The organism is Hymenobacter radiodurans (assembly GCF_004355185.1).
Taxonomy (GTDB): Bacteria; Bacteroidota; Bacteroidia; order Cytophagales; family Hymenobacteraceae; genus Hymenobacter; species Hymenobacter radiodurans.
Genome location: NZ_CP037922.1, coordinates 2,692,229 through 2,711,538 on the forward strand (window position 1 = coordinate 2,692,229; position 19,310 = coordinate 2,711,538).

The 19,310-nt window shown below is 50.9% G+C and carries 18 protein-coding genes and 3 pseudogenes; 10 read left to right on the forward strand and 11 right to left on the reverse strand.

The window, feature by feature from the left end; all coding sequences use genetic code 11:
* Positions 1-17: 17 nt before the first annotated feature.
* From EPD59_RS12535 to EPD59_RS12545, 3 genes are all read right to left on the reverse strand, one after another.
* Positions 18-944 (reverse strand): NAD(+)/NADH kinase, encoded by a 927-nt coding sequence (locus EPD59_RS12535; protein WP_133273080.1) that lies wholly within the window; start codon positions 942-944, stop codon positions 18-20.
* A complete protein-coding gene (locus tag EPD59_RS12540; RefSeq protein WP_133273081.1) occupies positions 941-1,963 on the reverse strand; it encodes an SPFH domain-containing protein in 1,023 nt (340 codons plus the stop codon). Before EPD59_RS12540 ends, EPD59_RS12535 begins: the two co-directional genes overlap by 4 nt.
* Positions 1,964-2,062: 99 nt before the next feature.
* Positions 2,063-2,623 carry an RNA 2'-phosphotransferase gene (locus EPD59_RS12545; protein WP_240731387.1) on the reverse strand — a complete coding sequence of 187 codons (561 nt, stop codon included), beginning with the start codon at positions 2,621-2,623 and terminating at the stop codon, positions 2,063-2,065.
* Positions 2,624-2,693: 70 nt separating this feature from the next.
* On the opposite strand from EPD59_RS12545, the gene EPD59_RS12550 reads away from it, so the two are divergent.
* On the forward strand, positions 2,694-3,617 hold the full coding sequence (locus EPD59_RS12550; protein WP_133273082.1) for a flavin reductase family protein: 924 nt from the start codon (positions 2,694-2,696) through the stop codon (positions 3,615-3,617).
* A 10-nt stretch (positions 3,618-3,627) separates the two neighbouring features.
* Here EPD59_RS12550 and EPD59_RS12555 read toward each other — a convergent pair whose 3' ends face one another.
* The 7 genes and pseudogenes from EPD59_RS12555 to EPD59_RS22595 form a co-directional block, all read right to left on the reverse strand.
* The gene (locus EPD59_RS12555) at positions 3,628-3,930 is read right to left on the reverse strand and encodes a GNAT family N-acetyltransferase (protein WP_133273083.1); all 303 of its coding nucleotides are present in this window, start codon (positions 3,928-3,930) and stop codon (positions 3,628-3,630) included.
* A gap of 56 nt (positions 3,931-3,986) precedes the next feature.
* Positions 3,987-4,475: a GNAT family N-acetyltransferase gene (locus EPD59_RS12560; protein ID WP_133273084.1), complete on the reverse strand. Its 489-nt coding sequence runs from the start codon at positions 4,473-4,475 to the stop codon at positions 3,987-3,989.
* Positions 4,476-4,633: 158 nt separating this feature from the next.
* Positions 4,634-5,859 (reverse strand): annotated as a pseudogene (locus EPD59_RS12565) (alanine dehydrogenase).
* Between the two features lie 101 nt (positions 5,860-5,960).
* Positions 5,961-6,401, reverse strand: coding sequence for a tRNA (adenosine(37)-N6)-threonylcarbamoyltransferase complex ATPase subunit type 1 TsaE (gene tsaE / locus EPD59_RS12570; protein ID WP_133273085.1), 441 nt, complete (start codon positions 6,399-6,401; stop codon positions 5,961-5,963).
* A gap of 19 nt (positions 6,402-6,420) precedes the next feature.
* Positions 6,421-7,080 (reverse strand): hypothetical protein, encoded by a 660-nt coding sequence (locus tag EPD59_RS22585; protein ID WP_240731388.1) that lies wholly within the window; start codon positions 7,078-7,080, stop codon positions 6,421-6,423.
* Positions 7,014-7,469, reverse strand: coding sequence for a hypothetical protein (locus EPD59_RS22590; protein ID WP_240731389.1), 456 nt, complete (start codon positions 7,467-7,469; stop codon positions 7,014-7,016). The genes EPD59_RS22585 and EPD59_RS22590 overlap by 67 nt, the downstream gene beginning before the upstream one ends.
* Positions 7,409-8,026 carry a glycosyltransferase family protein gene (locus tag EPD59_RS22595; protein WP_240731390.1) on the reverse strand — a complete coding sequence of 206 codons (618 nt, stop codon included), beginning with the start codon at positions 8,024-8,026 and terminating at the stop codon, positions 7,409-7,411. The genes EPD59_RS22590 and EPD59_RS22595 overlap by 61 nt, the downstream gene beginning before the upstream one ends.
* A gap of 189 nt (positions 8,027-8,215) precedes the next feature.
* Between EPD59_RS22595 and EPD59_RS12580 the strand changes: the two genes are divergently transcribed.
* From EPD59_RS12580 to EPD59_RS12620, 8 genes and pseudogenes are all read left to right on the forward strand, one after another.
* The gene (locus EPD59_RS12580; RefSeq protein ID WP_133273086.1) at positions 8,216-9,472 is read left to right on the forward strand and encodes a pyridoxal phosphate-dependent aminotransferase; all 1,257 of its coding nucleotides are present in this window, start codon (positions 8,216-8,218) and stop codon (positions 9,470-9,472) included.
* Between the two features lie 319 nt (positions 9,473-9,791).
* Positions 9,792-10,112 carry a hypothetical protein gene (locus tag EPD59_RS12585; RefSeq protein ID WP_133273087.1) on the forward strand — a complete coding sequence of 107 codons (321 nt, stop codon included), beginning with the start codon at positions 9,792-9,794 and terminating at the stop codon, positions 10,110-10,112.
* Between the two features lie 125 nt (positions 10,113-10,237).
* Positions 10,238-11,883: pseudogene (locus tag EPD59_RS22600) on the forward strand (TonB-dependent receptor domain-containing protein).
* Between the two features lie 2 nt (positions 11,884-11,885).
* On the forward strand, positions 11,886-12,251 hold the full coding sequence (locus tag EPD59_RS23270) for an outer membrane beta-barrel protein (RefSeq protein WP_165963578.1): 366 nt from the start codon (positions 11,886-11,888) through the stop codon (positions 12,249-12,251).
* Between the two features lie 299 nt (positions 12,252-12,550).
* Entirely contained in the window at positions 12,551-13,246 is a 696-nt protein-coding gene (locus EPD59_RS12605) for an HAD family hydrolase (protein WP_165963579.1), read from the forward strand.
* A 146-nt stretch (positions 13,247-13,392) separates the two neighbouring features.
* Positions 13,393-14,298, forward strand: coding sequence for a UbiA family prenyltransferase (locus EPD59_RS12610; RefSeq protein ID WP_240731391.1), 906 nt, complete (start codon positions 13,393-13,395; stop codon positions 14,296-14,298).
* A 46-nt stretch (positions 14,299-14,344) separates the two neighbouring features.
* Complete coding sequence (locus tag EPD59_RS12615; RefSeq protein ID WP_165963580.1) at positions 14,345-14,926, forward strand: glycosyltransferase family 39 protein; 582 nt, start codon at positions 14,345-14,347, stop codon at positions 14,924-14,926.
* A 5-nt stretch (positions 14,927-14,931) separates the two neighbouring features.
* Positions 14,932-15,504 (forward strand): hypothetical protein, encoded by a 573-nt coding sequence (locus EPD59_RS12620; RefSeq protein ID WP_133273094.1) that lies wholly within the window; start codon positions 14,932-14,934, stop codon positions 15,502-15,504.
* Between the two features lie 589 nt (positions 15,505-16,093).
* Here the strand turns inward: EPD59_RS12620 and porX are convergent.
* Entirely contained in the window at positions 16,094-17,662 is a 1,569-nt protein-coding gene (gene porX, locus EPD59_RS12625; protein WP_133273095.1) for a T9SS response regulator signal transducer PorX, read from the reverse strand.
* 382 nt (positions 17,663-18,044) lie between these two features.
* Here porX and EPD59_RS12630 point away from each other — a divergent pair.
* Positions 18,045-19,274, forward strand: a pseudogene (locus EPD59_RS12630) (HD domain-containing protein).
* Positions 19,275-19,310 lie beyond the last annotated feature (36 nt).

Below are 19,310 nucleotides of genomic sequence, written 5' to 3' on the forward strand. Positions count from 1 at the left end.
TTTACCAACCAAAATCTCTACCCTTTCAGAACCAATCGAGCCTTCTCGGGTGCTACACCAATGGTGGCAATGGCCCCGGCATTGAACTGCAAAAAGTCGCTTTCCACGCCGTCGGAGAAGATAACGCCATTGGTGGGCATGAAGGATTCAACCATTAGCGGAGCTGCCTCATGAAGAATCCCAGCTACGAGGCTCGATTGAGTCCGCTTACTTTGAAATGCCTCTCGCACCACAAATAGCAGTTCCTTATCACCTAAGGCTGGCGGCGACGAGCGTTTTTGATCAGAATCCACAAAGCGCGTCATGCCGGTGGTCATATTGAAAATCGAGCTAAGCCAACCCGTGGAGCCCGATTTAGTTGACACAATTATGCCTGAGGAGGAATGATTTTCTTCTGCTCCTTGGTAAGCTATGCGGTAGCGTGCTGACACATGCGAGGCAGCCCCGATAAATAAGTCGTTGAATGCCAGCAGTCGTTGCCCATCGTTTAGGCGCGCCTCCGCCAGCGATGCTTCCCGCACCCGAAACTGGCTGGACATTACTCGCTCCACGGCGGGCATAAAATCCTGGGGAGTAAAGGGCAGCAACACACCGTCGTAACGCTCCTGATCAGGGTTTATGGCGATGATGGGGATGCCGTCGACGTATTTGGCGGTATTAGCTACTAGCCCATCTTGGCCGACCACCACTACCACTTGCTTCTTATTAAAAAGAAAGGAAGGTAGGTAGGTACGCTCGACAATCTTATTCTTGATAACCGACGACAACTGACGCTGCACCAGCGCAAACGACTCCTGAAAACGGTCATTTTCACTCTCGTATTCCTCAAATTGCCCCCCAAGGCTCGCGATATAGAATTTAGCCTGAGCCTTGGTATTGAACCGCTCAATGAGCAGTTCCAGACGCGTTTTGTTTCTAACCAGAATAGCGTAATCAAAGCTCATCGCCGGCCTTCGGGTTTGTCGGTCAGGATGGAATCCAACAAGTCCGGCGAGATATTCAGATTGCCGATTTTGCCGGCATTCTCGGCCAATTCGCGGAAGGCCAGGGCAATGTTGAACTTCGGGTCGGGATTGTTGCTCAGGGCTACCAGCAGCTTCCAATCCATCTCTTTGTAGGGGCGCAGGGTGGTTTCGAGCACGTAGCCGCGGGTTTCGGCCTCCTTGCGCTGGTTTTCCGCATTTTGCGCGATGAGCAGCTTACGTTGCTCTTCAACTGAAATATCAGCCTGCACTTTCATTTCGCGCAACTTGCGGTTGCTTTCGGCCTTCTGCATTTCGCCTTCAATCTTCTTTTCGGCAATCTGCTTGTTCTTCTCCTCTACTGCTATTTCGGTATTCAGCTCACTTTCCCGGATTTTGCGCTCTTGTTCTACGGCAAAGTTGCGCCGCTCAAAAATCGCCTGATCGGCTTCCTGCTGGAGCTTTTCGCGAGTTTCTGTTTCCAGTGCCCGCCCCATTTCTGGGGTTGCCTTCACCGCCAAGATGTTAATGCTCAGCACTTCTATTCCTAGCAGCAGAATAGCTTTAGAAGCTGCCAGTCCTTCCAGTATGTTTACCTCAATGGCCTTGGCCGCACGCATGGCATCTTTCAGGCCTAAGCTGTGCACAAACGTGGCCGTCGCGGTCTGAGCCTCATTGATGATGCGCTGGTGCAGCTTTTCTAGGTCGTTCTTCTTGTACACGCCTCGGCTATCCACGGTGAAGTCGAGTACTTCGGCTAGCTGTTTTGGGCTGCCCGTTTTATATGTGATTTGCCCCTGGATAGAAACCGTCTGGTAATCGTGGGTAGTCTCGTTGAAAATAAAGGGCAAGTCATTGCTACCCATCGGAATAGCTACGACAGAGCTATTCGGGGCAAAATAATAAAAGGATAAGCCCCGACCCTCCCTAGCTATGCGACCATTCTTGTAATGAATGGCATAGGTCATCGAATCGAATTGAATGTGGTTTATTCCAAACATAGAGGATAAGTTGAAAGGAGACTCGACAGTAAAAGTATCTACACTTCGTCGCCTATCAGCCTTTTTCATGCCTAATATTCATTGTCCGATTTACTCGTTTTAGGCTTGATCAGTGGCATCACTATTCTTCCAACTCCAGAAATGGAGGCGGTACCGCTTCCGTGAGCCAAACCCCATTCGCCGAAAGGTAAAAAAGCCCCCAGCCCGGTGCAACTGGCCCGCCTGCACGATGAGCACCACCGGCTTACCATGCCGGCGCCCGACCGATTCAGCCGTTTCAGCATCCGCGGACAGATGCACGTGCTGACGGCTGCCGCTCCGCAGTCCGTCTTTTCGAATAGAATCCAGAAACCGCGTGGCGGTGCCGTGGTAAAGTAGCTCGGGTGGGGCCACGGCGGCTAGCGCCAAATCTACAGCCACGGAATGCCCTTGATTGGCCCGTATCTTCGTACCATCGGTGGATAAGCTGAACCGTTGCTTATCATTGGTAGCTACCACGTTGTGGAGTTGTTCTAGTGTTGCTTCATGTCCACGGGCGTGTAGCGCACGAAGCAGTTCGGCTACGTCTAGCCAACCTTGGGCATCGAGTTGTAATCCGAATTCTTCCGGCTTATGCCGAAGCACGTAACTCAGCTTCTTACTCAGTTGTTGATTTTGCATAGCACGGGCGATAGATCATCTTCGCGGCTTGAAAGTACAAACACAGCACCTCACGCATTCCCCAATTCTAATGTCGCTTCCCTCCTTTCGCACTATCGACCCAGCTACCATTAAGCCCAGCGAGCTGCACCCGTTTTTGGTGGGGGCCGTGGCCCCACGCCCTGTCGCTTTTGCCAGCACCGTGGATGCGGAAGGAAACGTGAACTTAAGCCCCTACAGCTTTTTCAACTGCTTCGGCTCCAACCCGCCCATCCTGGTGTTCTCTCCAGCCAATCGGGTGCGCGACAACTCGCAGAAGCATACTCTGCAAAACGTGCGCGAGGTGGCCGAGGTCGTGATTCATATTTGCGACTACGCCATGGTCGAGCAGATGTCGCTGGCCAGCACGGAGTATGAAAAGGGCGTGAATGAATTCGTAAAAGCCGGTTTTACGCAGGTGCCGAGCCAGAAAGTGAAGCCGCCGCGCGTGGCCGAAGCGCCGGCAGCTTTCGAGTGCGTGGTAGAGCAGGTGATTGAGCTAGGACAAAACAACGGCGCCGGCAACCTAGTCGTTTGTCGAGTGGTGCTGGCGCATCTCCGGGAGGATATCCTGCTCCCAAGCGGCAGCGGCATCGACCCGTTTAAGCTCGACGCCATTGCCCGCCTCGGCGGCGACTGGTACTGCCGCGCCGCGGGCAGCAGCTTGTTTGAAGTGCCCAAGCCCAACCGCAACATGGGCATCGGCATTGACCAGTTGCCGGAGAATATCCGCAACAGCAACCTGCTAACCGGCAACAATTTGGGCCGTTTGGGCAATATAGAAGCCACTTCGCTGCCTACGGCGGCGGAAATCGAAGCCTTCCGCCACGACCCGTTGGTAGCTTACACGCTCAGCAAATACGAAAAAGCCCCCCAGGAGCAGCGTCAGCAATTGGAGCTGCTGGGGAAAAAATTACTTGAAGAAGGCCGACTAGTGGACGCGTGGAAAACGTTGCTTATTGCTCAATCAGCATAGAATCAGGTATCTATAGTGGCCGAACCATCTCAAACAATGGCAGTGGCATTAGCTCCCACTGCATTGCTTCCAGAAGCGAGTACAACGGCCCGCTAGCCAGCATTGAAATCACCAGCGGTTTTTCTGGAAAAGCAGCTTCTACGGCATGCAACAGTTCACGCGCTCGCCCTTGCCGCCGATACTCAGGCCGTACCAGCACGGTCTGCAATAGTGTACGATCAGCATCCTGGCGCAGCATCACATACCCTTTTTCATCCAGATGAAACGCCCGAGAAGGCGCAGCGACTCCCATCAGCGTCGCAGGCGCGTACATCCATGAGATATTCGGCTCACCTTCCAGCAGTACAAGTCGGGCTACTTCTGCGGGATCTATTTCCTGTAGTTCTCGGCTATCCGCTGGGGGCTTTTTGGATTGGGTACATACCGAAAGCTGAATAACTCGCGCTCATTGCGGAACCCTAGCCGCTCATAGAGGCGGCGTGCCGGCTCGTTGGCCGCGAATACTTCCAGCAGCATTGAACGGTCGCCGCGGGCGGTAGCTTCCTCAATTGCTGCTTGCAGCATCTGCCGGCCGTAGTGTTTGCCCCGGGCTTCCCGCACCAGGCCCATGGCCGCCACGCGGCTCGTCCAGCCACGCCGGGCAATAAATACCACTCCGACTAACTCTTCGCCCTGAAACCACAGCTTGCTGGCTTCGGCATCTAGATGCTCGCCCCGAAAACGCCGCTCGAAGCTAGCCGGTGTGAATACCATGGGCACCATATACTCTTCAAAAGAGCGATTCATGGCGTCGGTTACCTGGATGGGCGTAAACTCAAGCACAGGACGGGCAATGAGTTCTGCTTCAGTAGATTCCATTGGAGGGAACTGTATAGCGATGATGTATGCAATTAATAAATCTGAGCGATTTTGTGCTCAAGGCACCTACTTTTTCTGATAAATAGAACACTAGTATAGACACAAAAAAGGCCATATCGTGTTAGAAATGGCCTTTTATGCAAGCGAAATTCGTACTCTTAGTTACGCACCGCAATCATCAACCCAAGCTCTTTATAGCGCATATTGAATTTCTTCGCGATGGCCGAGTTAGTCAGGGAGCCTTTATAGATGTAGACACCCGCACGGAAATGCTCATTGGCGAACAATACTTCATTCACGCCACCATGCTGGCTGATTTCCTGGAGGATGGGCGTAAAAATGTTGCTCAATGCGCCCGTAGCGGTACGCGGCACGCGGGAGGCCACATTCGGTACGCAATAATGCACGACGTCGTATTTGCGAAAAACCGGCTTGCTGTGGCTGGTCATTTCCGAAGTCTCGAAGCAGCCGCCTTGGTCGATACTGACATCAATAATAACGGAGCCTGGCGCCATGGTAGCCACGACGCTTTCGGGCACCATAAACGGAATGCGGCCCTCTTCAACATTTAGAGCGCCAATCACCACATCGGCGCGGCGAATTTGCTGGTTCAACACGTAAGTATCCAACGTACTGGTATACAGCTGAGTACCCAAGTTTTGCTTTAGGCGGCGCAGCTTGTAGATGTGGTTATCGAACACCTTCACTTCCGCGCCCAGGCCAGTCGCGGCGCGCGCGGCATACTCAGCTACGGTACCCGCGCCCAAAATGACTACCTGTGACGGCGGCACGCCGGTAATGCCCCCAGAATAATGCCTTTGCCTTCGTTGGAGCGAGCCAGGTATTCCGCGGCGATGAGCATGACGGTAGAACCGGCAATTTCGCTCATGGCACGCACTACCGGCCTAGCACCCGATGGGTCTTTTATGAGCTCAAACGCAATAGCATTAATCTTTTTGCGGGTGAGGGAAGTGACGTAATCGCCGGTGAGCGAGCCAAATTGCAGGGCCGAAATCAAGGTTTGGCCGGCCCTCATCAGGTTAATCTCATCGGTGGTGGGCGGAGCTACTTTCAGGATAATGTCGGCCTCATACACCTCCTTTTGAGAGTAGGCGATGGTAGCACCCGCCTCCGAGAATTCATGGTCGGAGTATTTGCTGGGCTCGCCGGCCCCGCTTTCGAGCACGATTTCGTGGCCTTCATTGATAAGGTGCTTCACGGCCTCAGGAGTCAGGCCCAGGCGATTTTCCTGTAACGACGACTCGCGAGGCAAGCCAATAAAGAGCTTGCGGCGCCGCGTTTCCACCGCCAGCATCGATTCCTGCGTGAAATAGGCACGGCTCGTAGCCAGCGACTCGAATCCTGGGGGTACTGCTTCCTGCATTATGGCAAGTAAAAATGTTTACCGAAAGACGATGAAGTAAGGCGGACTGATTGAATAGAACTGACTTAAAAACAGATTGGATTTTGCTTCAATTCTGCTTTTTAACTCATCGTTTTTAATTGAAGAACGCGTGCTTCTTCGCCGGTGACCGTGAGCGTGACGAGTAGATGACGCAAGGGCAAAAGGTCGGCTACTCGGCTTGGCCATTCTATCAGGCAAAGATAGCCAGAATCGAAGTACTCAAGCGCACCCATGGCTAAAGCTTCGGCTGAATTGTCGAGCCTGTAAAAGTCGAAGTGATAGATGGGCTTATCGTGGGCGTCGCGGTATTCGTTTACCAAGGAAAAAGTGGGGCTGCTTACTTCAGCGGCCGGCACGCCCAGGTTTTCGCAAAGTGCCTTAATTAGAGTGGTTTTGCCCGCTCCCATCTCACCCTCAAATAAGATAATAGTGTGGTCGTGGAGGGCTGCTCGCAACTGCGCGGCGGCGGCCGGCAAGTGAGCGAGGGAAGAAACGGCTATTTCGGTTTCGGTAATTGCCATAGCGCAGGACGTGAGCTCTTTATTTCAAAATCTGATAAATCTGCACGTGCTCGTCTTTGTGTACGCGTGGGTTGAGCGCGTGCAACACCTGGTCGTAGGGCGAAGGAGTGATGGTGTGCTCCAGCTTCAGGCGCGGAAACAGCATGCGCAGTCGGTCAAGGCGGCGGTTGATGTCCTTCTCTCCTACCAATAGCAGGTAATTAGGCTGGCGTTGCGTCGTATTCAGCTCGCGGGTGAGCTTCTCCAGTGGCATCTCGTCGTTAAGCGCGTAGGTCATCACGAAGTTAGTCGGTAAGGGGCGCTGCTGATGGTAGCGCCGCCACACACCGCTGGAATCGGGAATGAATGCGCTGGCTTCGGCTCCCATTCGACCCAAATAAAACACGGGGGGCATTTTGGTACCATGGGGCCCAAAATCGAGCACCAAACCGCGCAAATCACTTTTTTGCGACAGATACACCATCGGCTCGACGCGGCTTTTTTTAGAATACGTTAGTGCTAAGGCCAGCGCCACAATTCCATTCAGTACCCAAAAAAACCGCCAGCTATTCGCCAGCAATCGTGGGTGACGGTGCCAGAAACCAGCGCCGGCCACATACCGTTCCCACCCTATTACGCCCAGAATGATGAGCAGCGGAAACAGCGGGAGAATAAACCGTTCCTGCTTATTTGGAAACAAAGAATGGGCGACAAAAAACAGCACTCCCCCCAGAAGAGCAACGGAGCCAGCCGCCGGGTGCGGGCGTAGCCAAACACCAGAAAGACGCTGATTGGCGGCACCAGAAAACCCAGAACCGTAAGGGCAAAGCGGTAAACGGGCCCCGTGCTATACTGGAAGGCGCCTTTCGAATTGAAAAGGAAATAAGCCACCAGCGAGTGCATGGGATAATCAAACAGAACGCCGTCGATGGTGCCCTGAACCAGTCCAACCACGCCGATGAAGCCGAGTGTGAGCCACGCAACCGCTTTCCACTGCTGCCGAAACACCAGCACTGCGCTGGCGCCCATCAGAAATAAAGCCGTGTGATAGCGAAACAGAAACGATACGCCAAATAAAGCGCCAGCCAACAGAAAGTGGCGCGCCTGTAGCCGGTCGCGGTAGCGCACCAGCACATAAAAGCCCCCAGATAAGGCGGAATGCACACCATCTCAACCAGATTGCGCACGCTCATAAAAGGCATAAACCAGAGCACCGCCAGCAACAGACCCGCCCGACGTGCGTAGGTTTCGCCTGCTAGTTGCTCAGTGATTTTATAGCCCAGATACACTGTAAGCAAAGAGTAGACCCCGTGCAGGAGGCGTACAAGAGTCATTTTGGCGTCGGGATTGGTAAAGCCGACTGCGTCGAGAAGCCAAAAAAGACCGTAGTGCAGCCCCGTATAAGTCATGCTGTGACGCGGGGGCAGGGGCTGATGCAGCCAAGTGGTAAGGCCGTATACCCAATCCTGTGCGATGCTGATTACGTCGAAATGGTCATCGTGAAAAGCGTAGCCCTTGGAGAAAAAGGCCGCCAGCACCCGCAGGCCCAGGGCCAGCAATAAGATAGTGCGCAGCGGCGGCAGATACTCTCGGTGCCCGCGAACTTGCGCAGCGGGTTGAGGAGAAAGGGTAAGCGGGTCGGGCATACAACAGACGGACGTTAGGCTGAGGCCCTGACGCGGACCGGCGGGTTGAAACGGGCGCAAGTTCAACAATTCCTATGGGCCAACAGTTAGCTTTAGCGAATTTTGGATGCGGGTTGCGGCGCTGTCGGTAACCGGTTTCAACTTTCCGGCTACCAACCGGCTGTTATATTTAACCAAAAAATGCCCCCCATGACTGTATCCAAAATGGCCGGTAGCTTGATCGGCTCTGAAATCATAAAAATCGGCAACGAGGTAAGCGAGATGATTAAGAAGGGTGCAGCCATCTGCAACCTGACCATTGGCGACTTCGACCCCGCTATTTTCCCCATTCCGGAAGAGCTGCGCGACGAGATCACGCAGGCCTATGCGGACGGGCAAACGAACTACCCGCCGGCCAATGGCGTAGCCAACCTGCGCATCGCCGCCGCCAATTTTGTGCAACAGCGCCTCGGACTGAGCTATTCCCCCGCCGATGTGCTGGTAGCCGGTGGCTCGCGTCCGCTTATCTACGCCACCTATCGGGCGCTGCTGGACCCCGGCGACAAAGTGGTGTTTCCGGTGCCTTCGTGGAATAATAACCACTACTGCCACTTGGTTAGTGCAGAGGCGGTGATGGTGGAAACCAGCCCGGCTCATGATTTTATGCCAACGGCCGCCGAAATTGCCCCCCACCTGCCCGGCGCCACGCTGCTGGCGCTATGCTCACCGCTTAACCCAACCGGAACCGTGTTCGCCCGTGCCGATCTGGAAGCCATCTGCGACTTGGTAATAGCCGAAAATAAGCGCCGGGGCCCCAACGAAAAGCCCCTGTATATTCTGTATGATCAGATTTATTGGATGCTCACCTTCGGCACCGCGCAGCACTTCGACCCCGTAAACCTGCGTTCGGAGCTTCGCGACTATGTGATCTATATTGATGGTATTTCTAAGTGCCTCGCCGCTACGGGCGTGCGGGTAGGGTATGCCTTTGGCCCGAGCGGGGTTATCGACAAGATGAAGTCCATTCTGGGCCATGTGGGTGCGTGGGCTCCTAAGGCTGAACAGGTTGCTACGGCGCACTACTTACCCAACACCGCAGCCGTTGACACTTTTACGGCGGCATTCAAGCAGAAGATTCAGCGCAGCCTCGATACGCTCTACCAAGGATTTCAGGATTTGAAAGCCTCGGGCCTTCCGGTTGATGCCATTGCCCCGGCGGGGGCCATTTATCTTACCGCACGGCTCGATGTGCTCGGCAAGACCACGCCGACGGGACAGTTGCTGGCCACTACCCGCGACCTCACCTCTTATCTGATTGCTGAAGCGGGATTAGCCTTGGTGCCCTTCAGTGCTTTTGGCACCGCCGACACTTCGCCTTGGTTTCGCCTCTCTGTAGGTGGCGCTTCGCTGGAGTCGATTGAGGCTGCGTTACCCCGACTGCGGGCGGCTCTCACAGAATTAAAATAGTCAGCAAAGGGCGGTTTGGAAGCAATAGGTTCACTTTCCAGCGTTTCTCCTGTTTCTCCGATTCCTTAATCGTCCCGCAAATTCTTAGATTGACAAAATTTTTCACTGTTGGTTGCACTTGCGAAAGCGTAATCAATGGTGAAAAATTGTCCTGCTTACGCCACTCTATCCTTTGTGCTGCCCTTCATTCCGGCATACCGCAAAGGTCTGCTCCACTACGGCGCCGCAACAGCGCCGCTCACGATGCCCTCTTAACTACGCTCTAGCCCACATCTATCCCAACCCACAATTTAGCCCTGCTCCCCCTTATATAGTCTTTATGCAAAGTGCTTTACCTACTTCGGCCGCGGGCCGACTAGGTTATTTGCTTATCCTGCTCCTCCTGACCTCTCAATCGGTGCATGCGCAAACCGGGTCTGGCCTGAGTAGCGTTACAGGTCGGGTGCAAAATGCAGTTGGAGGCGTACCCATACAATTCGCCAACGTAACGCTGCACCGGGCGGCCGACTCTGTGGCTGTCAAAACAGAGTTCAGTGATGCCCAGGGGGCTTTCCGGCTGGAGCAGGCAGTTGGGGGGCTTTTTTGGTTTCCGTTACTCAGGTTGGCTTCACCCGTTATTGGAGTCCGACCTTCGAGTTGACTGCCGGGGGGCAAAATTTAGCCGACATCGTCCTGCAAGCCAGTGAAGCTACCCAACTCAAGGAGGTAACCGTTGTAAAGCAAAAGCCTCTGTATGAGCGCTTGGCCGACCGTACAATTGTGAATGTGGAGAGCTCAACGCTGGCAGCCGGCAGTTCTTCGCTGGATGTACTGACGCGCGCTCCGGGCATAACAGTGGGAAGCAATGATAACCTGGCGCTACGCGGCCGGCAGGGCCTGCTGGTCTTGATTGATGGAAAGCGCCAGCCCATGACCGGCTCTGAGCTATCGGACTACCTGCGTGCGTTGCCCGCTGAGCAGCTCAGCAGTATCGAACTGATCACTAATCCTCCTGCCAAATACGATGCCCAGGGTGGAGCCGGTATTATTGCTATCAATCTTAAAAAAGATCAGCGGCAAGGCACAAATGGTACTGCAAATGCCGCCTATGGCCGCGGCCAGTATGGCAAATTCACCACAGGGATCACCCTCAATCATCGGCAAAAGAAAATTAATGCTTTCGGATCGTATGCGTATGCAGATCGGGAAAACTTCCAAAAACTTACTTTCGACCGTTTCTTCTATGACGCAGGAGTACTGCAAAGCAGCAGCATCCAACGCAACAATGGCCGCAGCCACTTGCAGTCGCACACCTGGCGGGGTGGGCTCGATTATTCCATCTCCAAACGCACAGTTGTAGGAGTAGTGGTGGGCGGCTTGGATAGCCGCTTTCCAGGTTTTGCCACCAATAGAACGCTGTTGTTTGACGCCCAAAGTCAGCCACTGCCCACGTACCGCTCCACCATCAATCGGCGACCCTATAACCCGAGCATCACGAGCAATCTGAATTTCAGGCATTCATTTGCCGACTCCAGCGGCGCTCCTACACTCTCGGTTGATATTGACTACGACCGATTTAATCGCTATGCTGATCAGGAACTGACTACCTTCTTCAGCGAGCCCGGTCGATCGGCGGTCATATTGGATGGTGATCAGGCAGGCAACCTGACCATTCAGTCGGTAAAGGCCGACTACACACGCAACCTACGCCGTGCTACTCGCTTGGAAGCAGGCTTTAAAGCCACCCTGATTGAATCTGATAATAACTTGGTATTCGAGGATATTATAGATGGAATACGAACGCCGAATCTGAATTTCAGCAACCATTTTCGCTATGAAGAAAACATCAATGCAGGTTATGTGACTCTGACGCGCACTCTGCCGAATCTTACAATTTCAGCGGGCTTGCGGGGGAGCAAACGAATGTGGAAGGTCAGCAAGCGATAGGCAACGAAGGCTTCGACCGCAACTATTTTCAACTCTTTCCTAGTGCCAGCGTCCAGCGCAAGCTTTCAGACAAGCACGAGTTGAGCCTATCTCTCAGCCGCCGAATCAATCGGCCCACGTACAACCAGCTCAACCCGTTCCGATCTTACGTAGATGCCACCTCTTACCGCACCGGCAACCCCTATTTACGGCCTGAAACCAGTTATAATATTGAACTCACGCATACTTTCAAGGAGAAGTTTAGCGCCGCGCTAACATATAGCATCACCGATCTGCCGATCATTAATGTGGTTCAGCCAGCAGTTGAAGGCGGCTTTTTTGTCGTGAACCGAGATATCAATCTTCGTACGCTCCAGTATTACGCCCTAACCTTGACAGTTCCCTTAGAGCCAACTAAATGGTGGAGCGTCTACAACAACCTCTTATTGTACTACAACCACTTTGAAGGAAAAGTGGCCGAGACAATGCCCCCCGCACTTGGGTGACAGTGAATGTAAGCAGCAACAGCACGTTTAGCTTTGGCCATGGCTGGACGGCTGATCTCAGTGGCACATATCTGGCGCCGGAGCGCTACGGATATGAGCGCCTGCGAGCCCGCGGGCAGATAGGAGTCGGCATCCAGAAGCAGCTTTGGGCCAATAAGGCGACGGTGAAGCTGAGCGCAACCGACCTCCTTTATACGAGCCCCGTTCGCTCCACCTATGCCTACGCCAACTTTGAGGATACCTTCTTCAATCGGCAGGATACACGGGTCGTGACGCTATCGTTTACTTATCGCTTTGGCAACGATAAGCTTGCCCCTATACGGAGGCGGCAGAGTGGGGCCGAAGACGAAAAGCGCCGCGCTCAGTAATTCCCTTATATAAAATCAAGTCCAATACTTTTTGATTAGCGGTCCAATGCAGAGAGATAACCTCTAATTCTGCGTTGGACCTATCTTTTTTATGTGCTATTTGATGGATACTTAAACTTATATAACTATTTTATTATCAGCATCTTACTTTAATAAATCGATATCATTATCAATAAATTTATGTTTTATCAACCTTAACTGCAATCCACCTAAAGAAAAAGTTATAAAAATTTGCCAAAAATTTGGATTGTCAATCGTAGCTATTGTATGTTTGAATGATATTATTGAATATAAATTACATGAAGGAGTATACAATAGTTGATTGGAGTGCTATTAAAGTAGTTATTTTCGATGTCGATGGTACTCTATATACACAGTCGCGGCTCAGGAAGCGAATGTTTTATGCGTTGATTAAGCACTACGCCTTAAGGCCTTGGCAAGCAAAAGATCTGATGATTCTGCAGCGTTTTAGAGTTGAGCGCGAGAAGCGTGCTGGATATGCCGGTGGAAACTTGGAAAAGGCCCAATACGAATGGTGTGTTGAGAAAGGAGGCTACTCACCGTTAAAGGTCAGACAAGTAGTGGAGCAATGGATGTTCACCTTCCCCAATCCATACCTGGCACAATGCACGTATCCTGGAACGCATAGCTTTTTTGCTAAACTCAAGAGTAAAGGAATTAAGGTTGCTATCTACTCCGATTATAAAGCACACGATAAGATGCTCGCGATGGGTCTCGAGGCTGACCTTATCGTTAGCTCAACAGATCCTGAAATAGATCGACTCAAGCCAGACCCAACCGGGCTACTTTACATCGCTAACAAGCTTCAGGTATTACCAGAGCAATGCCTATTTATTGGCGACAGACAAGAAATGGATGGTGAATGCGCCATAAGAGCTGGTATGCCATACCTCATCCTAGATAAGAAACCCTTCAATAAATTTAATTTTTATCAACAGCTCGAACATACCCTCACCGTCCCTATTACTGCCTAGCAACAACCGTTATGAGTAACACACTATCCGTGCCTTCAGAGAGCACCGCTACAAAAGGCCAAGCCACAATTCCTGCAGGCCTAAGGGATTACGTAGCTATAGCCCGTCCCGATAACTGGGCGAAAAACGTTTTCATGGTACCGGGAATGCTTTTCGCGGTAATAGTATTTGCCCCCCAGATCACTACTGCCCTGTTATTGAAAGTAATAATGGGAGTAGCAAGTACATGCCTTATTGCCTCGGCCAATTATGTTATCAACGAGTACCTCGACGCTGAATTTGACAAGTTTCACCCCTTAAAGAAGGCCAGAACTTCGGTAGTCAAGGTGGTAAATCCAGCTATCGTTTACTCCGAGTGGTTTCTACTAGCCGTTGTGGGCTTGAGCCTCGGATACCTCATTTCGATTCCATTTATGGTGGTATCGGCCTTCCTGCTCTTCATGGGTATCATGTACAATGTCCGTCCCATCCGTACGAAAGAGCGTGTTTATCTGGACGTTTTGTCCGAATCAGTAAATAACCCCATCCGATTCGTTCTAGGCTGGTTTATAGTCGCTCCCGCCCTATCGTTACACGATTTCACTCCCCTATCCTTCTTTAGTGCCCTTCCGGCTACCAGTATTATCGTCGCCTACTGGATGGGGGGCGCATTCCTGATGGCTACGAAGCGCTTCGCCGAATATCGCCTCATCGATAATCCTGAGCTAGCTGGCCTTTATCGGAAGTCCTTTAAGTATTATACCGAGCATAGCCTGCTTATTTCTATGTTCTTTTATGCGCTTACGTCAGCGTTCTTCCTTGGTATTTTTCTGGTAAAAAACAGAGTAGAGCTGCTCGTTAGCTTCCCCTTCTTCGCGCTCTTGTTTTCCTGGTACTTACGTATTGGCCTCCTAGAGGACTCCCCGGTTCAGGGCTCAGAAAAGCTTTATACCCGCAAGTGGTTTATGCTCTATGTGGTATTGTTCTGTATTCTGCTAACGGGCTTGATGTTCGTAGATATTCCCTGGCTACACCAGCTTTTACAGGATCATTATAATCTCAACAACCGGTAGATACTCCTCCCTGGTTTATTAGGCCCTCCTAATGTCACTTACCACATTGGCCACGCCTGCTTCGGGGGTGCGTGAGCCTGCGCCTGCCAGCCCCGCTACGGCGGCTCACTACCAGCGCCTTGCCCTGTATTTAGTATTAGCTATAGGCATAGGCTTTCGCCTCTTCCATTTCTTTTACAATCGTTCATTATTCATCGACGAGTTATATCTGAACATTAGCCTTGTCAAGCTTAATTTTTGGGAATTGGCCACCCAACCCTTAGCCTATGAGCAAAAGGCACCTATTGGCTATCTCTGGACCGTTAAGCTATGCGTTCTACTTTTCGGCAAAGGCGAAAAGGCTCTACGGCTTTTCTCTTTGTGCTGCGGTATCAGTGCACTGTTCGCCTTTGTTCCCGTCGCTCGCTTTTATCTAAAGTCCTGGGGTGTGGTACTCGCAGTCGGCTTGCTTTCCCTATCATGGGCAACAATTTACCACTCCGTCGAAGCAAAGCAGTACAGCGCCGAACTCTTGGCGACGGTTCTAGGCCTCCTACTTTATACTAAATATCACAACGCTACTCGCCTGCAACCGCTGTTGCTCTGGGGGCTTGCTGGGGGCTTTTGTTGTGGTTTTCTTTCTCGCTGATCTTCGTGCTTGCTGGCATAGCTTCAGCTCTTAGTCTCAAGGCAATTCTTGAGCGCAACTGGAAACGCTTCTTTACTTATCTCATTTCCTTTTCGCTCTGGCTGTTCAGCTTTAGCTTGCTTTACATCCTGTTTCTGAGCAAATACCATCAGTCCGGCTGGCTCATCGATTTCTTTGAAAAAGCCTACGATGGGTTCACGCCCTTGAAAGTGACCTCTTTTGATGATATTCTTTGGTTTATTAAGAAGTCATACAACATGCTCTACCACCCTCTTGGCGTGTTATTGCACCTTGACGAAAATATTGCTAGCTCCAGCGTTAAATTCATTCTAAAATTAGGCTGGTTAGAAGGGCTGTTTCTTGTATTCGGAATGATTATGCTGTTCCGATCAGATAGATTTAAATTCTTTCTTCTTTTCTTACCTATTCTTATCACCTTCCTTGCATCAGCTTTTAAATTTTACCCTATTTTCGATAGATTCATTTTATTCTTAGCGCCATCATTAATTCTATTCCTTGCTTTTGGGGCAGAAAAGTTTATAGAAATATTTTCTTTAAAATATTGGGGGCTTTATTAACTGTATTTTTCTTAATAAGCCCCGCCTTGGCAAATTCAACTCGGCATATTTTTTATCCAAGCACTTTTCTTAAACTATCAAACTCTACTGAGCGCGAAGGAATTCTATATATCAATGAGCATTTCAAGGAAGGTGATGCTGTCTATGTTTTCTGGAATATGCGCCATGCCTACGATTACTACAAAGAAGCCTATGGCTTGAAATACACTGCCGTTAGGGGAGCTACGTAAAAAGCACATCGACTGATCCGGACGATTATCTACGAAATCTCTCACCTGATTTTAACAATTTTGAAGGCAAAAAAGGCTTTGGTATATATATAACACTAATAACAAAGATGATATAGGAGAATATGTAGGTCAGCCAGCTTGGTATAGTAAAAAAGGCTATGTTGCTCCTTTATCAGTGGAACAAGAATTAGGCAAGTTTGGAAATAAAGCTTTTCGCCATAAAATATTTTATCAGCACATTATCTTGTATGAGTTAAAAAATTAGCTTGTAATAAGCACAGCTAAACTTTAGACATCTCATTATTACTCATAAAAAAAGGCAGGCTAGTATAGCCTGCCTTTTTTTATGAACTAAGTGATTAAGAGCCTTTTGGGCTAAGTGTTACAAATGGAATAATGACTTCTTCCAGCGAAATACCTCCGTGTTGGAACGTGTCTTTATAGTAGTTCACGTAGTAATTATAGTTGTTCGGGTAAGCGAAAAAGTAATCGCCTAGGGTAAATACATAAGCAGTACTCACGTTTTCGCGGGGCAGGAAAATGCGCTCAGGCTTGCGCACCACGTATACGTCTTTCTCCGTAAAGCCCAAGTTTTTGCCGTGTTTGTAGCGCAGATTCGTGTTGGTATTACGGTCGCCTACAATCTTGAAAGGACGCTTCACGCGGATAGTGCCGTGGTCGGTGGTGATGATGAGCTTACCTTTCTTATCCGCGATTTGCTGGAGCATTTCATACAAAGGTGAGTGCAGAAACCACGAGCGGGTGAGTGAGCGATAAGCAGACTCGTCGCCCGCCAGTTCCCGAATCATGGCCATATCGGTGCGGGCATGGGAAAGCATATCTACAAAGTTGTAGACGATGACATTGAGCTTATGATTGTTGTGCAGGTTGCTCATCTTGCCCAGTAAGTCCTTGCCAGCCTGCAGATTAGTTACCTTATTGTAACTAAATTTCTGCTTCTGATTGGCTTTCTGAAACATGATTTCCAGAAACTCGGCCTCGTTTAGGTTCTTGCCCTCGTCGTCATCGTCGGTCACCCACAGATTCGGGTACTTCTTCTGAATATCACCGGGCATCATACCCGAGAAGATGGCATTACGGGCATAGGCCGTAGTGGTAGGCAGAATGCTATAATACATCTCCTCCGTGTCCACGGTGAACATTTCGGCAATGATGGGCTCCAGAATCTTCCACTGGTCGTAGCGCAGGTTATCGATGAGCACAAAGTAAACGGGCGTATCGCCAGTGTCTTTAAGCAACGGAAACACGCGCTTTTGGAATAGCTCATGCGACATGAGCGGCGCATCATCTACTTCCTTATTCACCCACTCCTCGTAGTTCTCCATAATGAACTTAGAGAAATAGGTATTGGCCTCATCCTTCTGCATGTTGAACACGTCGGCCATGCTCTTGCCTTCGGTTTCATCAATTTCTAGCTCCCAGTACACTAGCTTTTTGTACACATCCGCCCATTCCTGGGGCGAAAGACGGTCACCGAGCTGCATGCCCAGTTGACGGAAGTCGCGCTGATAGCCAGTGTTGGTACGCTCACTTACTAGACGCTTATTGTCAAGCACTTTCTTTACAGAGAGTAGAATCTGGTTAGGATTAACCGGCTTGATGAGATAATCGGCTATTTTGGAGCCAATTGCCTCCTCCATGATGTGTTCTTCCTCGCTTTTGGTAATCATAATAACGGGCACCGTAGGGCGCGCCGCCTTAATTTCCGACAAGGTTTCGAGGCCGGTAAGACCGGGCATATTCTCGTCGAGAAAGACAATGTCAAAGTTCTGCTCCCCGACTTGCTCAATGGCATCAGCGCCGCTGTTTACGGGTGTGACATCATAGCCGCGTTCTTTGAGAAAGAGAATATGGGGCTTGAGTAGGTCAATTTCGTCGTCGGCCCAAAGGATGTTGTATCGTTGCATAAGGGTGCTTAGAGGTACGTTTCTTGAATGGTAGATGCAGGGCAGCAGCGTGATAGACTGGCCTGGAGCACAAAGCTCCGCAGTTACTAACGCCCGCAACTGGAGTTTCGTCAGTAGCTTTACTGCCAATCGGTCAATTTTGATCCGAAAAATTCAGATTTCTCTATTTTTTGCGCCTAACTCGTCCGTTAAATAAGGCATAATACGATCATTCTGGTTCCCTGGCTGGTTGCACCTGTCACAGACTAGTCGTTGGGTTTACCGATTGCTGGACTTAATTCCGGGGGGCTTTTTTTGATACTTATCACGAGCCACTAACCCCAATAGTGCTTTTCTTACTAACTGCTCCCACCCATTAAGCTTTGGCTTAAGGCAACTGCCAATGAACAAGAAGAAAATATTCAACGACCCGGTATATGGCTTTGTAACAGTGCCCACCGAGTTGCTATTTGATTTGATAGAACACCCTTATTTTCAACGGCTGCGCCGCATCCAGCAACTCGGCCTTACAGGATTCGTCTACCCGGGGCGTTGCATACACGTTTTCACCACGCGCTGGGGCGATGCACTTGATGAGTATGGCCCTGCGCACCCTTAAAGACAAAGGCGTGCAGATTTCGGCGGCCGAAGGTCAGGCGGCGTTAGCAGCAATTTTGCTGCACGATGTGGGCCACGGCCCCCTCTCCCACGCACTGGAAACGGCCATTTTTGATGAGGTGCCGCACGAGCAGTTGTCGCTTTATCTGATGCAGCGCCTCAATGCCGAACACAATGGCGCCTTGGATCGAGCCATTGCTATTTTTCAGGGGAGCTACGCACGGCCGTTCTTTCATCAGCTAGTAAGCAGTCAGCTGGATATGGACCGGCTCGATTATCTCAACCGCGACTCATTTTATACCGGCGTGCAGGAAGGTCGGCCGGGGGCCGACCGTCTTATCAAAATGTTGACCGTGGTAGATGAGCGCCTAGCGTTGGAGGAAAAAGCCATTTATTCGGTGGAGAATTTCCTGGTAAGTCGGCGGCTTATGTACTGGCAGGTGTATCTGCACAAAACGGTGACCAGCGCCGAGCAAATGATTATCCGCATTGTGCAGCGGGCCCGCGACTTGGTACGCACCGGGCACGAGGTACCAGCCAGTGCCGATCTCCATTTCTTCCTGGCCAGAGCCGTGACAATCCTGGACTTCGAGAAAGATGATACGATTCTGCAACGCTTTGTGCAGCTCGATGACCATGATATCTGGGGTGCTGTGAAAATGTGGGCATCTCACTCCGACCGCGTGCTGAGCTACCTTTCGCGCAGCCTGCTCGACCGGCGCCTGTTCAAAATAATTTTGCAGACTGAACCGTTTGAGGAAGAGATGAAAGCCGGTGTAGTTGAGTTGATTGCTGAGCACTTTAATTTGCCCCCAGCGAGGCGAGCATGCTGATGCTCACTGGCCGCATCAGCAACAATGCCTACGACGCTGATGGCAAGGATACGATTGATGTCCTAACCAAGTCAGGACGAGTAGTAAATGTGGCTGAAGCTTCGGATTTGCCTAATATCCGGGCGCTCGGCCAACGGGTGGAGAAGCATTATATCTGTTATCCGAAGGAAATAGCGCAATGAGGTTGGCAATAGCTTCGGAGCAGTACAAGTAGCCGC

What these genes read in the sequence shown, in the direction of transcription:
- EPD59_RS12535 (WP_133273080.1), bottom strand. Translation starts at nt 944, where the DNA reads ATGAGCTTTGATTACGCTATTCTGGTTAGAAACAAAACGCGTCTGGAA.
- EPD59_RS12540 (WP_133273081.1), bottom strand. Translation starts at nt 1,963, where the DNA reads ATGTTTGGAATAAACCACATTCAATTCGATTCGATGACCTATGCCATT.
- EPD59_RS12545 (WP_240731387.1), bottom strand. Translation starts at nt 2,623, where the DNA reads ATGCAAAATCAACAACTGAGTAAGAAGCTGAGTTACGTGCTTCGGCAT.
- EPD59_RS12550 (WP_133273082.1), top strand. Translation starts at nt 2,694, where the DNA reads ATGTCGCTTCCCTCCTTTCGCACTATCGACCCAGCTACCATTAAGCCC.
- EPD59_RS12555 (WP_133273083.1), bottom strand. Translation starts at nt 3,930, where the DNA reads ATGTACGCGCCTGCGACGCTGATGGGAGTCGCTGCGCCTTCTCGGGCG.
- EPD59_RS12560 (WP_133273084.1), bottom strand. Translation starts at nt 4,475, where the DNA reads ATGGAATCTACTGAAGCAGAACTCATTGCCCGTCCTGTGCTTGAGTTT.
- tsaE (WP_133273085.1), bottom strand. Translation starts at nt 6,401, where the DNA reads ATGGCAATTACCGAAACCGAAATAGCCGTTTCTTCCCTCGCTCACTTG.
- EPD59_RS22595 (WP_240731390.1), bottom strand. Translation starts at nt 8,026, where the DNA reads ATGCCCGACCCGCTTACCCTTTCTCCTCAACCCGCTGCGCAAGTTCGC.
- EPD59_RS12580 (WP_133273086.1), top strand. Translation starts at nt 8,216, where the DNA reads ATGACTGTATCCAAAATGGCCGGTAGCTTGATCGGCTCTGAAATCATA.
- EPD59_RS12585 (WP_133273087.1), top strand. Translation starts at nt 9,792, where the DNA reads ATGCAAAGTGCTTTACCTACTTCGGCCGCGGGCCGACTAGGTTATTTG.
- EPD59_RS12605 (WP_165963579.1), top strand. Translation starts at nt 12,551, where the DNA reads ATGAAGGAGTATACAATAGTTGATTGGAGTGCTATTAAAGTAGTTATT.
- EPD59_RS12610 (WP_240731391.1), top strand. Translation starts at nt 13,393, where the DNA reads ATGCTTTTCGCGGTAATAGTATTTGCCCCCCAGATCACTACTGCCCTG.
- porX (WP_133273095.1), bottom strand. Translation starts at nt 17,662, where the DNA reads ATGCAACGATACAACATCCTTTGGGCCGACGACGAAATTGACCTACTC.